The organism is Enterobacter sp. B79-1 (genome assembly GCF_057444735.1).
This window is the reverse complement of record NZ_JBYAZJ010000008.1, coordinates 42,232-55,312: the sequence shown is the minus strand read 5'-3', so window position 1 is coordinate 55,312 and position 13,081 is coordinate 42,232. Positions and strand designations below refer to the sequence as shown.

Below are 13,081 nucleotides of genomic sequence, written 5' to 3'. Positions count from 1 at the left end.
TGGTGGGCGATGACGGGCTCGAACCGCCGACCCCCTCCGTGTAAAGGAGATGCTCTACCAACTGAGCTAATCGCCCATTTCGGAACTGCTGCGATAAGGTGAGAATGGTGGGCGATGACGGGCTCGAACCGCCGACCCCCTCCGTGTAAAGGAGATGCTCTACCAACTGAGCTAATCGCCCAATCTCAATTCTTATCTACACTGCGAGTCTACTTAAAGTAGATGGTGGGTGATGACGGGCTCGAACCGCCGACCCCCTCCGTGTAAAGGAGATGCTCTACCAACTGAGCTAATCACCCCCGCTGTGTGGAGTCGCATTATAGGGAGAGTTGAAAATGAGTCAACGCATTTTCTAAAGTTTTTATTCGTTCGTCGTAAAATTAGACAAAACGATCGCGAAACGGGCGGTGGCGCATGATTTCTAAACAAAAACAGTAAACTCAGGCCCGATTCAGGGAACAACATTGAGGAATCGCCGCACAGTGATAGAATATTGCCCATTGTTTTTTCCCCAGGATTTGCCGATTGCCGGCATCTTTATAACGTAAGGCCATTTCATGAAAATCAAAACTCGCTTCGCGCCGAGCCCGACAGGCTATCTGCACGTCGGTGGTGCACGTACCGCTCTTTATTCCTGGCTTTTTGCACGCCACAACAAAGGTGAGTTCGTGCTGCGTATTGAAGACACCGATCTTGAGCGCTCCACGCCGGAAGCAATCGAAGCCATTATGGATGGTATGAACTGGCTGAATCTGGAATGGGACGAAGGCCCGTATTTCCAGACCAAACGTTTTGACCGCTATAACGCTGTCATTGATGAAATGCTGGTCGCGGGCACGGCGTATAAGTGCTATTGCTCCAAAGAGCGTCTGGATGCCTTGCGTGAAGAGCAGATGGCGAACGGTGACAAGCCGCGTTATGACGGTCGTTGCCGCCACGACCATAGCGAGCATGCGGCTGATGAGCCTTGCGTTGTGCGTTTTGCTAACCCGCAAGAGGGTTCTGTCATCTTTGATGACCAGATCCGTGGCCCGATTGAATTCAGCAACCAGGAGCTGGACGATCTGATCATTCGCCGTACCGACGGCTCACCAACCTACAACTTCTGTGTGGTGGTGGACGACTGGGATATGGAGATCACCCACGTTGTCCGTGGTGAAGACCATATCAACAACACGCCACGTCAAATCAACATCCTGAAGGCGCTGAATGCGCCCGTGCCGGTGTATGCACACGTGTCCATGATCAACGGTGACGACGGTAAAAAACTGTCTAAACGTCATGGTGCCGTGAGCGTGATGCAGTATCGTGACGACGGTTATCTGCCGGAAGCGCTGCTGAACTATCTGGTGCGTCTGGGCTGGGCCCACGGTGACCAGGAGATCTTCAGCCGCGAAGAGATGATCGAACTGTTCTCTCTGAACTCTGTGAGCAAATCAGCGAGCGCATTCAATACCGATAAGCTGCTGTGGCTGAACCATCATTACATCAACACCATGCAGCCAGAATATGTCGCGACGTACCTGCAGTGGCACATTGAGCAGGCGAATATCGATACCCGTACCGGTCCTGAACTGGCCGATCTGGTGAAACTGCTCGGTGAGCGTTGCAAAACGCTGAAAGAGATCGCCGAAAGCTGCCGTTACTTCTACGAAGAATTCGATGAGTTTGATGCCGACGCGGCGAAGAAACACCTGCGTCCGGTTGCCCGCCAGCCGCTGGAAGTGGTGCGTGACAAAATCGCCGCTATCACGGAATGGACCGCGGAGAATGTGCATCACGCGATTCAGGCAACCGCAGATGAGCTTGAAGTCGGTATGGGCAAAGTGGGGATGCCGCTGCGCGTCGCCGTGACCGGTGCAGGCCAGTCTCCAGCGCTGGACGTTACCGTTCATGCTATTGGTAAGTCTCGTAGCGTGGCGCGTATCAATAAGGCACTGGGTTTTATTGCTGAGCGTGAAAGCCAGCAGTAATCAATCGCCAGTAAATCAAACGGCAGGGGAACCTGCCGTTTTTTTGTCTGCTATTCAGCAATACCGAGACGTGAGAGAAATCCTTTTATCCCCTCGCGCTTCAGCAATACGAGAAGACGCTCCTGTTCAACCTGCGTCATGTTCTCCAGCGAGTCGATGATTTGTGGGAGCAGGGTAGACGATGACGGTATCCCATAGAGAGAGGGCGTTTCGGCCACCTGGTAAATCGCCTGCCGGTGACGGATGGCAGGAAGGCTAATAATATGTTCCTTCACTCGCGCATCGACATGGATCAGTCTTGCTCTTCCACCTTTTACGCCGTTAACACCCTCCGTCTTCCATCCCTTCTGGCGTATCCAGCGGTTAACGGTTTGCCTGGCGACGCCCAGACAGTCAGCCAGTTCATCCGTGGTCATTTTGCTGCGTAATCTTTTCATATTAGTTCTGGTCGCGAATCCCTAAACGTTGCAACAATCCGGTAATCCCTTCCCGCAGTAACAGCGATGTCAGCTGCTTTTGCTCATCCGGCGTCATTTCATTTGCCAGTGTCAGAAGTAAAGTATGGAGTGAACCCTCATAGCCAGCGCTGTCTGGCACTTCAGGCGTCTCAGACGCCCTGCGGGCACTGCGGATAAACTCCCGTACCTTTTCATTCACATGCACCAGACGCGCCTTACCACCCTGAACGCCTGGTTTTGGCGATGTAATCCAACCTTCTTTACGTACCCATTTATTGATGGTCTGACGGCTATAGCCAGTGAGCAGGGCTAACTCTTCTGGCGTCATTCGTTCCTTGATCATGCAATTTCCTGAGTGTTCGTAGGGTTAATTAGTGGTTCATCTTATAGCACCGTTTTACGCGAAAACGTGACAGGCTTAACTCCTGACTGCGAGCAGGCTCGCAAAGTGATTCATTTGCATGATTTTTCAGCGATTGAAAGGTGGGGACTGATTTTGCCGTTGACACTCAGCGGCGGAATTCATATTATGCCGCCCGTCAACATGACAGCTTTACGACGGGGCTATAGCTCAGCTGGGAGAGCGCCTGCATGGCATGCAGGAGGTCAGCGGTTCGATCCCGCTTAGCTCCACCAAACTCTGAACCCAACAGAGTGCGGTAAGTAAAGTAACATGTGGGGCTATAGCTCAGCTGGGAGAGCGCTTGCATGGCATGCAAGAGGTCAGCGGTTCGATCCCGCTTAGCTCCACCAAAATTTGAACCCTCGTCGAAAGACGGGGGTTTTTTTATGCCTTTGTAAAATGTTTATACTGCTTTTGTTGCGATAAAACGCTTTTTCTATACCTCACCTCAATTCAAATCAATAAACGAGTCTATAAATAGACTTGAACTTGATTCGAGCAATTAATAAACCTATTATCCATCCGGTCAATGATACGTTGGAAAAATAGATTCCCTGACTGAATGAATAGAAAAACTTACAATAACGTAAAAATATTTATGATTGCCCTCGCGCTATGCCTGATTGCGGTGCCATTTTCCCGTTATATCTCCCCGCGCGCTATTGTTAACGGGCATGACGTCTATTTAGCATGGCTACCATTAAGCGTTATGCTGGCCGTTATTTTGTTGTTTGGCCGCCGTGCAATTATTCCCGTTCTGTTAGGTTTTACTATTACTAATATATTCGCTGTTGATTTAGCACCGCTACAATATGCAGTTCTGCTGTTTTGTCAGACTTTTTCAGTTTTCGCTGTGTGTGGCATTATCCGTCTTGTGCTGGGTAGGCGCTGGCGCCACAGCGTGCCGAATAAATACATCGGGATCCGTATTTTTTGGCTGGGTTTTATGGTGCCGATAGGTATCAAAATATCAATGTATCTGGCAGGCTATTTATTCGATTTCCCGGTAACAATCTCCACTTACTTCGGTGAAGGCACCCTTATTTACAGCGTTGTGGATATTCAAAGCCTGATCTGCGCGGCGTTGATTTTCACCATGATGTTCTATTATCCATTAAGAATGATTATTAATCCTCGCTACGCCAGAACCTTCTGGCTGCGGAGCGTGAAGCCCGTGTTTTTTCACAAGAAATCATTGTTTATATTTGTCTGGCTGATGCTTTTGATCGCCCTCATGGCAATTTTATGTGCACCGCTAGAGTCACCTATAATTGCAGGATATCTTGTGCCCATTATTTTTATTCTTTTTACGTTGGGCATCAGCTGTTTAAGTTATGCGCTTATGTCATTGCTCTGGGCGGCATCCGCACTCCTGCTACTGACCTACAACGACAACTTTTTGAACGGGCTGGAGTCGGGTCACTCGCTCTCCTTTATCCTGTCTGTACTCATTTCTTTCGCCATCTGTTTGCTGTATATGTCGCGGATTTACCGGCGAAGCGAATGGATGAAGAAGGGCTGGCAGGACAGGGCGTTAACCGATCCGTTGACCGGTTTGCCTAACATTCGCGCGCTGGATGACTTTCTCCTAATCCACCCTGACGCCAAGGTGTGTTGTCTGCGAATGGATAATCTGGAGTTTCTTAGCCGCCACTACGGCATTCTGATGCGGGTTCACTGCAAGCGGATGATTACCGCGTCGCTCCAGCCCTTACTGCAAAAAGATGAGCAGCTTTTCCAGTTGCCCGGCAGTGAGCTGGTATTAGTATTGCTGGGGCCGGGTACGTCAGAGCGCCTGCAACATATGGTCGACCAACTGAATAGCCGCAAGATTTACTGGAACAACACTGGGCTGGATATAGAGTTTGGGGCGTCCTGGGGTGAGGTTGAAGATGGTGAGAACCTGCACCATACGCTTGGGCAGCTTAGCTGGCTGGCGGAGCAGTCATGTGCTGCGCATAATGTGCTTGCTCTGACGAACAGCATTGAGGACGTCTCCGGGCAAACTACCGACAGGGTGCTGATGTTGGGGCGTATTAAGCGTGCGCTTGATGCCGACGGGCTTCAGCTGTATGCCCAGTCGATTCAGAATGCTGAGGGGAAGGGATATTACGAAATCCTCTCGCGCCTGGAGAGCGAGGGAGAGACGATCACCCCCGATCGCTTTATTCCGCTGATTGCCCAGTTTAACCTGAGCCATCGCTTTGATCTGAATGTGGTTGAGAAGTTACTGGTCTGGCTGCGGGATAATCCCGCCACGCATGCTGGCACCCGTTTCTCCGTCAATTTGATGCCGATGACCTTGATGCAAAAAGAGGTCGCCACGGAGATTATCGCGCTCTTCGCTCGCTATACCATCCCGCCCCAGGCCGTGGTCATCGAGATTACCGAAGAACAGGCTTTCTCCAATTCGGGCAGTAGCATTAACAATATCCAGCAGCTGAGGGATCATGGGTTCCGTATTGCTATTGACGACTTTGGAACAGGCTATGCCAACTTTGAGCGTCTGAAGCGCCTGCAGGCCGACATCATCAAGATTGATGGTTGTTTCGTAAAGGATATCTGCAGCGACAACATGGATGCGATGATTGTGCAGTCGATATGTAATCTGGCGAAAACAAAATCGCTCTGCGTGGTTGCGGAATATGTGGAAACCCCGGCGCAGCGGGATATGTTGCTGCACCTTGGTGTCGATTATCTACAGGGCTACCTGTTAGGTAAACCCAGACCGCTTGCCGAATTACGGGCATAAAAAAACCGGGAGCTTTCATGCTCCCGGTTTTTTTTCACTCTGCGAGTTAGAGTACCAGCGCTGCGATAGAGGCAGACAGTACGCTCACCAGCGTAGAACCGTATACCAGCTTCAGGCCGAAGCGAGAAACCACGTTACCCTGCTCTTCGTTCAGGCCTTTAATCGCACCGGCGATAATACCGATGGAAGAGAAGTTTGCGAAGGAAACCAGGAACACGGACAGAATGCCTTCCGCACGTGGAGAGAGCGTGCTGGCAATTTTCTGCAGATCCATCATTGCCACGAACTCGTTAGAAACCAGTTTGGTTGCCATGATGCTGCCAACCTGCAATGCTTCATGAGCCGGAACACCCATCACCCATGCGATTGGATAGAAGATGTAGCCCAAGATGCCCTGGAAGGAGATACCGAGCACCGCTGCGAACAGGGCGTTCAGGGCGGCGATCAGCGCGATAAAACCAATCAGCATAGCGGCAACAATAATGGCGACCTTGAAGCCTGCCAGAATGTATTCACCCAGCATTTCGAAGAAGCTCTGCCCTTCATGCAGGTTTGACATCTGGATGTTCTCTTCGCTCGCATCAACACGGTAAGGGTTGATCAGCGACAGCACAATAAAGGTGCTGAACATGTTCAGGACCAGCGCCGCCACCACGTATTTTGGCTCCAGCATGGTCATGTATGCGCCCACGATAGACATGGATACGGTAGACATTGCGGTTGCCGCCATGGTGTACATGCGGTTACGCGACATTTTGCCCAGAATATCTTTGTACGCGATGAAGTTCTCAGACTGACCGAGGATCAGTGAGCTCACGGCGTTAAAGGATTCCAGTTTGCCCATGCCGTTCACCTTGGACAGCAGGAAGCCAATCGCGCGGATAACCACTGGCAGAACGCGGATGTGTTGCAGAATACCAATCAGTGCAGAGATGAAGACGATAGGGCACAGCACCTTCAGGAAGAAGAAGGCCAGACCTTGATCGTTCATGCTGCCAAAGACGAAGTTAGTCCCTTCGTTAGCAAACCCGAGCAGTTTTTCGAACATCTCGGAGAAGCCTTTCACGAAGCCGAGGCCCACGTTGGAGTTCAGGAAGAACCACGCAAGTAATACTTCAATGACCAGCAGTTGGACAACATAGCGAATACGAATATTTTTGCGGTCTGTGCTGACCAGCAATGCGAGTGCAGTAACGACAACGAGTGCCAGGACAAAATGAAGGACGCGGTCCATATTTGCTCCAAATATGAGGCAGGTTTAATTTTCGTGCACATTCTATGTAACAAGCGAAAAGAAAACGAGATCAAGAACACACTATAGTTACATCCTGTGACGAGTCTCAAAAATAGTGATCAACAATACATTTTTGTTATGTTAGGTAAATGAGTGAAAAGTTAAGTTTGTGTGCTAGGCTTCACAAAAGTGTGCGCTAACTCTGCTTCATTTAGAGCACCCGCATCTCACCTGCCCATCTATCGTCAAAAGCTATCAGAGAAATCATTACAAACCTTACAAATGATCTTGATAATCATTCTCATTTTGATAGCATTAAACATAGCAAAGGCTATATTTCAGAGGCAGAAATGACAAACAGTCGCGTAGAGGGTAGCAGTGGCAGAGCAGCGCGCAAGTTGCGGTTCGCATTAATGGGACCTGCGTTCATTGCTGCCATTGGCTATATCGATCCGGGCAATTTTGCGACCAACATTCAGGCCGGGGCCAGCTTTGGCTACACATTGCTGTGGGTGGTCGTCTGGGCAAACCTGATGGCCATGCTGATCCAGATGCTCTCAGCGAAGCTCGGCATTGCCACGAGCAAAAACCTGGCCGAGCAGATCCGCGACCACTACCCGCGTCCGGCGGTTTGGCTGTACTGGGTCCAGGCTGAAATTATCGCCATGGCAACCGACCTTGCCGAATTCATTGGGGCTGCGATTGGATTTAAACTGATCCTCGGCGTGTCATTGTTGCAGGGGGCTGTGCTGACCGGGATTGCGACTTTCCTTATTCTGATGCTGCAGCGCCGTGGACAAAAGCCGCTGGAAAAAGTCATCGGCGGTTTGCTGCTGTTTGTTGCTGCAGCCTATATTGTGGAGCTGATCTTCTCCCAGCCGAATCTGGTGCAGCTGAGTAAAGGGATGGTGATCCCTAGTCTGCCCACCTCTGAAGCGGTATTCCTGGCTGCTGGCGTCCTCGGGGCGACCATTATGCCGCATGTGATTTACCTGCACTCCTCCCTGACACAACATCTGCACGGTGGCACCCGTAAGGAACGCTATTCCGCGACAAAATGGGATGTCGCGTTTGCCATGACGATTGCCGGTTTCGTGAATCTGGCGATGATGGCCACCGCTGCTGCCGCTTTCCACTTTAATGGTCACACGGGGATTGCCGATCTCGATCAGGCTTATCTGACGCTGGAACCGTTACTGAGCCATGCCGCAGCAACGATATTTGGGCTGAGCCTGGTGGCTGCTGGCCTCTCTTCCACAGTGGTAGGTACGCTGGCGGGACAAGTGGTGATGCAGGGATTCGTGCGTTTTCATATTCCGCTGTGGGTGCGTCGCGCCGTCACCATGCTACCGTCGTTTATTGTGATTCTGATGGGGCTGGATCCTACCCGCATTTTGGTAATGAGCCAGGTCCTGCTGAGTTTTGGTATTGCCCTTGCGCTGGTGCCATTGTTGATTTTTACCAGCGATAAAACGCTGATGGGCGATCTCGTGAACTCGACGCTGGTGAAAAGGACCGGGTGGGCGATTGTGGTCGTGGTGGTGGCGCTGAATCTGTGGTTGTTAGTCGGAACCGCGCTGGGTCTTTAAAATAAAAAAGGAGCCAAAAGGCTCCTTTTTACGTTAGTGACGATGGCCGTGACCACCGTGGCCATGACCTTTACCACCGCGTCCGCCCCAGCCGCCACGACGGTCATCGCGATCGTTCCAGCCTTCACGGTAGCCGCGTTCATAGGCGTTGTTTTTATACCAGCCGCGATGCAGGCCATTATCATGCCTGCGCCAGCGGTCACCGCGCCATTCATAATGACGGTTCCAGTAATCACGGTCGCGCCAGTAGCCACCGTCCCAGTATCTGCCGTAGTCATCACGATCGCCAATTTGTAATTTTACTGATGGCAACAGGGTGATCTCGCCAGCATTGGCGACCAGCGGGGCAGAAGCCATTAATACCGCTGCTAAAATCAGTGACCTGAACATACTCTTCTCCTTCACGATCGGGGCCTTGTGGGCCTGTTAACGCAATATTACGAGTTGGTAAAGCCTCGTTTCATCGCCTCAACTCCGAATTCCTGGATAAGAGCACTTTTTGCTAAAATCGGCTTTAATTTGTTCAGGCCAGAATATCTTCGATCCGCGTCAGTTCATCTTCCGAGAAATGGCGATTGTCCAGCATGCCCACCGCGTCATCGATTTGCGCGGTTTTACTGGCCCCAATCAGTACAGAAGTCACAGTATCGTGGCGTAAAATCCAGGCCAGAGCCATCTGCGACAGCTTCTGACCGCGGCTTTCGGCAAGGGCGTTTAACTTGTGCACTTTTACCAGCTTTTCTTCGGTGAGCTGATCCGGGTTCAGGAACTTGCTGCCGCTGGCCGCACGGGAGTCCGCTGGAATACCGTTCAAATAACGGTTGGTTAATTGACCACCCGCGAGAGGAGAGAAGGGAATACACCCAACCCCTGTCTGCTGCAGTACATCCAGCAAGCCCGCTTCAGGGGCACGCTCAAACATCGAATATTTAGGCTGGTGGATAAGACAAGGCGTACCGAGGTCGTGAAGGATTTCAATTGCCTGGCGCGCCAGTTCCGCAGGATAGTTGGATAACCCGACGTACAGTGCCTTGCCCTGTCGCACCAGATGGTCGAGCGCTTTCATTGTTTCCTGAAGCGGTGTTTCCGGGTCCGGGCGGTGATGGTAGAAGATGTCGACATACTCCAGCCCCATGCGTTTCAGGCTCTGATCCAGACTCGATATCAGGTATTTACGCGAGCCCCAGTCGCCGTAGGGACCGTCCCACATGGTATATCCTGCTTTCGTCGAGATAATTAACTCATCGCGCCAGGGGAGAAAATCTTCCAGCAAAATGCGTCCGAAATTACGTTCGGCTGAACCGGGAGGAGGACCATAGTTGTTGGCAAGGTCGAAATGCGTAATCCCCAAATCGAACGCGCGCTGTAAAAGTTGACGGCTGTTTTCGATGAGCGTGGCATCACCAAAGTTATGCCAAAGCCCAAGCGAGATGGCGGGCAATTTCAGCCCGCTTTGTCCGCAGCGGCGATACTGCATTGTCTGATAACGATTTTTATCCGGCTGATAACGCATGATCGTGACCTCTGACGCTGATAAGAAAAACGTGTGTATACGGTTACACTAACGCGAAGAAAGAGAGCATAGCGCAGCATTTTTTGTAAAGCATTCTTTCCAACTCCTTCTTACTGCCTTTTCTGGACAGTCATCACGCTTATTTAATACTCAAGGTGACAACAACATTAGAAGGATACCTGTTTATGCGTACCCCATACTGCGTCGCCGATTACCTGCTGGACCGTCTGACTGATTGTGGAACCGATCATCTGTTTGGCGTGCCGGGCGACTATAACCTGCAGTTTCTCGACCATGTAATAGACAGCCCGGATATCTGTTGGGTGGGTTGTGCCAACGAGCTTAACGCGTCATATGCCGCAGACGGCTATGCCCGATGTAAGGGCTTTGCCGCGCTGTTAACCACATTCGGCGTCGGAGAGCTAAGCGCTATGAACGGGGTGGCGGGTAGCTTTGCCGAACACGTTCCCGTGTTGCATATTGTGGGGGCGCCGGGAATGGCGGCGCAGCAAAAAGGCGAGTTATTGCACCATACCTTAGGTGACGGTGAGTTCCGTCATTTTTACCATATGAGCGAACCCATCACTGTCGCGCAGGCGATCCTGACCGAACAAAATGCCTGCTACGAAATTGACCGCGTGCTGACCACCATGCTGCGCGAACGCCGTCCTGGCTATTTGATGTTGCCTGCGGATGTGGCGAAAAAAGCCGCGACACCACCTGTAAGCGCTCTCACCGTTAAGCCTGTTCACGCGGACAATGCCTGTCTCAAAGCGTTTCGTGATGCCGCCCGGAGTCGCCTGGCCATGAGCAAACGGACCGCGCTGCTGGCCGATTTTCTGGTGCTCCGCCATGGGCTAAAACCTGCGCTGCAGAAATGGGTGAAAGAGGTGCCGATGGCACACGCCACCATGTTGATGGGGAAAGGGATTTTTGATGAGCGTCAGGCGGGTTTTTACGGCACTTACAGTGGTTCAGCGAGCGCGGAGCCAGTCAAAGAGGCGATTGAAAGAGCTGACACGGTGCTGTGCATTGGAACGCGGTTTACCGATACCCTGACCGCAGGGTTCACTCACCAGCTCACTCCCGCTCAGACCATCGAAGTGCAGCCTCATGCTTCCCGCGTGGGCGACGTCTGGTTTACGGGCATTCCCATGCTGCAGGCGATTGAGACGCTGGCAGAGTTATGCAAACAACATGTGCATGAAAGCCCTCCACCCTCGACACACAGTGGTTTCTCCTGGCCTGCAGAGGGCGCTTCGCTCACGCAGGAGAACTTCTGGAGCGCGCTGCAAACCTTCATTCGCCCCGGCGACATTATTCTTGCCGATCAGGGCACCTCGGCGTTTGGCGCGATCGATCTTCGCTTACCTGCGGACGTTAATTTTATTGTTCAGCCGCTCTGGGGGTCGATTGGCTACACGCTGGCGGCGGCCTTTGGCGCGCAGACGGCATGCCCGGACCGGCGCGTGATTGTCCTGACCGGGGATGGTGCCGCACAGCTGACGATTCAGGAAATGGGCTCAATGCTGCGCGATAAGCAGCACCCGATTATCCTGGTGCTCAACAACGAAGGGTACACGGTTGAGAGGGCCATACACGGACCTGAACAGCGGTACAACGATATCGCCCTGTGGAACTGGACGCAGATCCCGCAGGCACTGAGCCTGGATCCTCAGGCCGAATGCTGGCGGGTCAGTGAAGTCGATCAGCTGGCGGACGTGCTGGAAAAAGTGGCGCACCATGAGCGGCTTTCGCTCATTGAGGTCATGCTGCCCAAAGCGGATATTCCTCCGCTGTTGGGCGCGATAACCAAAGCGCTGGAGGCGCGAAATAGCGCCTAATCACTTATCGTTTCGCCAGGCCATCATCATCGGTTTGCCCGCCAGCAGGAGCCAGGCGGGCAACATCACGATACAAAGCAGAGGGAAGAGGGTAGAGTCAGGCACCACGACGGCGGCCATAAACAGGCTTAGCCATGCATCCCGCGTCACTACCAGTACCAGCCCGAGAATCGAGCACGAAACGGTTATCGCAGCCGGTACGGCGTCCACATGCTCGTGCAACATCAGACCTAACGCTACCCCGACAAACACCGCCGGGAAGATGCGTCCGCCTCGAAAACCGCACGCGGCGGCCACGACCAGCGCCGCCAGCTTTATCACCGCAAACAGCAGATAATCCGACACGCTAAACACCTGACTGAATGCTAGCTGCTGCATTTCGTCCAGGCCTTTAAACAGCGTCACTTTTCCGCCGATAGCGCCCAGAATGCCGAGAAGCAGCCCCCCGACGCCCAGAATCAGCACCGGATGTTTGAGCTTATGCATCAGCCGATGCAGGCGCGGAAGACACCATACTGCGACCATGCCGAGCGCAATGGCGATGGCGACCACAATTGCGCCGCTGAAAATGTCCGCGACCTGCATCTGGCCATAGTGGGGGAGAGGGAGAGAGAAGTGGGGATGGAAAAACAGGCTGGTGGTCAACGCACCGGCAGCGGCGGCCATCAGCGGCGCAAAGAGTTTGTCCCAGAGCGGGACGTCATTATTACCGCTCAGCGTCTGGGAGAAGATCAGCGCGGCGGCGACGGGAGTGCCGAACAGCGCGCCGATGGTGCCTGCAGAGGCCAGGATCGTCCAGTCCAGCGCGTTGACGCGCGGTAAAATGCGCGAACCCAGGAAAACCGCCAGCGCGATATTGACCGCCATGATCGGATGTTCAGGCCCCAGGCTGACGCCGCCCGCCAGACCCACGATCAGCGCAACGATCAGTCCCGGCAGCGCTGCCGGGCTGACGGGCGCGCCGATCAACGGTTCCTGCGCGGGATCGGGCCCGGCATGGTCCGGACTGAAACGAATCACCAAACCCACCGCAATACCGGTGAGCGTCAGCATGACGATAATCCATACAGGAGAATCAGGGCTGAAGCCCATATTGGCAGGCAGGGCGGTCCATAACATCGTTTGCAGTACCGACGCGACTTTCATCACGACGATGAGCACCAGGCTTGAAGCAACGCCAATAACGAGCGCCGGTATTGCTAATAACAGCATGGTTCTGGCTCGCGGGTGGAGCATGATGATTTCCTTGTACAAAACGGTATAACGTTACTTTGCACAATCAGCTTTATGGCAATAGTGCAAAAGGTGCTGAAAC

General features: G+C 52.7%; 10 protein-coding genes and 5 tRNA genes. 6 read left to right on the top strand and 9 right to left on the bottom strand.

Features of this window, described 5'->3' with window-relative positions; genetic code table 11:
• The 3 genes from AC2T6E_RS19070 to AC2T6E_RS19060 form a co-directional block, all read right to left on the bottom strand.
• Positions 1-76 (bottom strand) — tRNA-Val (locus AC2T6E_RS19070).
• Between the two features lie 29 nt (positions 77-105).
• Positions 106-181: transfer RNA gene (locus tag AC2T6E_RS19065), tRNA-Val, on the bottom strand.
• A gap of 42 nt (positions 182-223) precedes the next feature.
• Positions 224-299, bottom strand: a tRNA-Val gene (locus tag AC2T6E_RS19060).
• Between the two features lie 258 nt (positions 300-557).
• Between AC2T6E_RS19060 and gltX the strand changes: the two genes are divergently transcribed.
• Entirely contained in the window at positions 558-1,973 is a 1,416-nt protein-coding gene (gene gltX, locus AC2T6E_RS19055; protein WP_089597878.1) for a glutamate--tRNA ligase, read from the top strand.
• 50 nt (positions 1,974-2,023) lie between these two features.
• Here gltX and AC2T6E_RS19050 read toward each other — a convergent pair whose 3' ends face one another.
• Complete coding sequence (locus AC2T6E_RS19050; RefSeq protein ID WP_238458803.1) at positions 2,024-2,410, bottom strand: YfeC-like transcriptional regulator; 387 nt, start codon at positions 2,408-2,410, stop codon at positions 2,024-2,026.
• Between the two features lies 1 nt (position 2,411).
• Positions 2,412-2,774, bottom strand: a complete 363-nt coding sequence (locus AC2T6E_RS19045; RefSeq protein ID WP_260659213.1) for a YfeC-like transcriptional regulator — start codon at positions 2,772-2,774, stop codon at positions 2,412-2,414.
• 217 nt (positions 2,775-2,991) lie between these two features.
• Between AC2T6E_RS19045 and AC2T6E_RS19040 the strand changes: the two genes are divergently transcribed.
• From AC2T6E_RS19040 to AC2T6E_RS19030, 3 genes are all read left to right on the top strand, one after another.
• Positions 2,992-3,067 (top strand) — tRNA-Ala (locus AC2T6E_RS19040).
• A 41-nt stretch (positions 3,068-3,108) separates the two neighbouring features.
• Positions 3,109-3,184 (top strand) — tRNA-Ala (locus AC2T6E_RS19035).
• Between the two features lie 212 nt (positions 3,185-3,396).
• Positions 3,397-5,586 carry a sensor domain-containing phosphodiesterase gene (locus AC2T6E_RS19030; protein WP_214605686.1) on the top strand — a complete coding sequence of 730 codons (2,190 nt, stop codon included), beginning with the start codon at positions 3,397-3,399 and terminating at the stop codon, positions 5,584-5,586.
• A 46-nt stretch (positions 5,587-5,632) separates the two neighbouring features.
• Here the strand turns inward: AC2T6E_RS19030 and nupC are convergent, their stop codons facing one another.
• Entirely contained in the window at positions 5,633-6,820 is a 1,188-nt protein-coding gene (gene nupC / locus AC2T6E_RS19025) for a nucleoside permease NupC (protein WP_010433166.1), read from the bottom strand.
• A gap of 350 nt (positions 6,821-7,170) precedes the next feature.
• Between nupC and AC2T6E_RS19020 the strand changes: the two genes are divergently transcribed.
• Entirely contained in the window at positions 7,171-8,409 is a 1,239-nt protein-coding gene (locus tag AC2T6E_RS19020; RefSeq protein ID WP_108416672.1) for an Nramp family divalent metal transporter, read from the top strand.
• Positions 8,410-8,442: 33 nt separating this feature from the next.
• Here the strand turns inward: AC2T6E_RS19020 and AC2T6E_RS19015 are convergent, their stop codons facing one another.
• Both AC2T6E_RS19015 and mgrA read right to left on the bottom strand, forming a co-directional pair.
• Complete coding sequence (locus AC2T6E_RS19015) at positions 8,443-8,799, bottom strand: DUF2502 domain-containing protein (protein WP_100165803.1); 357 nt, start codon at positions 8,797-8,799, stop codon at positions 8,443-8,445.
• A 133-nt stretch (positions 8,800-8,932) separates the two neighbouring features.
• Entirely contained in the window at positions 8,933-9,922 is a 990-nt protein-coding gene (gene mgrA, locus AC2T6E_RS19010) for an L-glyceraldehyde 3-phosphate reductase (protein WP_174340869.1), read from the bottom strand.
• A 185-nt stretch (positions 9,923-10,107) separates the two neighbouring features.
• On the opposite strand from mgrA, the gene ipdC reads away from it, so the two are divergent.
• Positions 10,108-11,766: an indolepyruvate decarboxylase gene (gene ipdC / locus AC2T6E_RS19005; RefSeq protein ID WP_341494563.1), complete on the top strand. Its 1,659-nt coding sequence runs from the start codon at positions 10,108-10,110 to the stop codon at positions 11,764-11,766.
• Here ipdC and AC2T6E_RS19000 read toward each other — a convergent pair whose 3' ends face one another.
• A complete protein-coding gene (locus tag AC2T6E_RS19000) occupies positions 11,767-13,002 on the bottom strand; it encodes an ion channel protein (RefSeq protein ID WP_108416669.1) in 1,236 nt (411 codons plus the stop codon).
• Between the last annotated feature and the right edge of the window lie 79 nt (positions 13,003-13,081).

Excerpts from the sequence above, each read along its gene's own strand:
- nupC (WP_010433166.1), bottom strand. The coding sequence starts at position 6,820 with ATGGACCGCGTCCTTCATTTTGTCCTGGCACTCGTTGTCGTTACTGCA.
- ipdC (WP_341494563.1), top strand. The coding sequence starts at position 10,108 with ATGCGTACCCCATACTGCGTCGCCGATTACCTGCTGGACCGTCTGACT.
- AC2T6E_RS19050 (WP_238458803.1), bottom strand. The coding sequence starts at position 2,410 with ATGAAAAGATTACGCAGCAAAATGACCACGGATGAACTGGCTGACTGT.
- mgrA (WP_174340869.1), bottom strand. The coding sequence starts at position 9,922 with ATGCGTTATCAGCCGGATAAAAATCGTTATCAGACAATGCAGTATCGC.
- AC2T6E_RS19030 (WP_214605686.1), top strand. The coding sequence starts at position 3,397 with ATGAATAGAAAAACTTACAATAACGTAAAAATATTTATGATTGCCCTC.
- AC2T6E_RS19020 (WP_108416672.1), top strand. The coding sequence starts at position 7,171 with ATGACAAACAGTCGCGTAGAGGGTAGCAGTGGCAGAGCAGCGCGCAAG.
- gltX (WP_089597878.1), top strand. The coding sequence starts at position 558 with ATGAAAATCAAAACTCGCTTCGCGCCGAGCCCGACAGGCTATCTGCAC.
- AC2T6E_RS19045 (WP_260659213.1), bottom strand. The coding sequence starts at position 2,774 with ATGATCAAGGAACGAATGACGCCAGAAGAGTTAGCCCTGCTCACTGGC.
- AC2T6E_RS19015 (WP_100165803.1), bottom strand. The coding sequence starts at position 8,799 with ATGTTCAGGTCACTGATTTTAGCAGCGGTATTAATGGCTTCTGCCCCG.
- AC2T6E_RS19000 (WP_108416669.1), bottom strand. The coding sequence starts at position 13,002 with ATGCTCCACCCGCGAGCCAGAACCATGCTGTTATTAGCAATACCGGCG.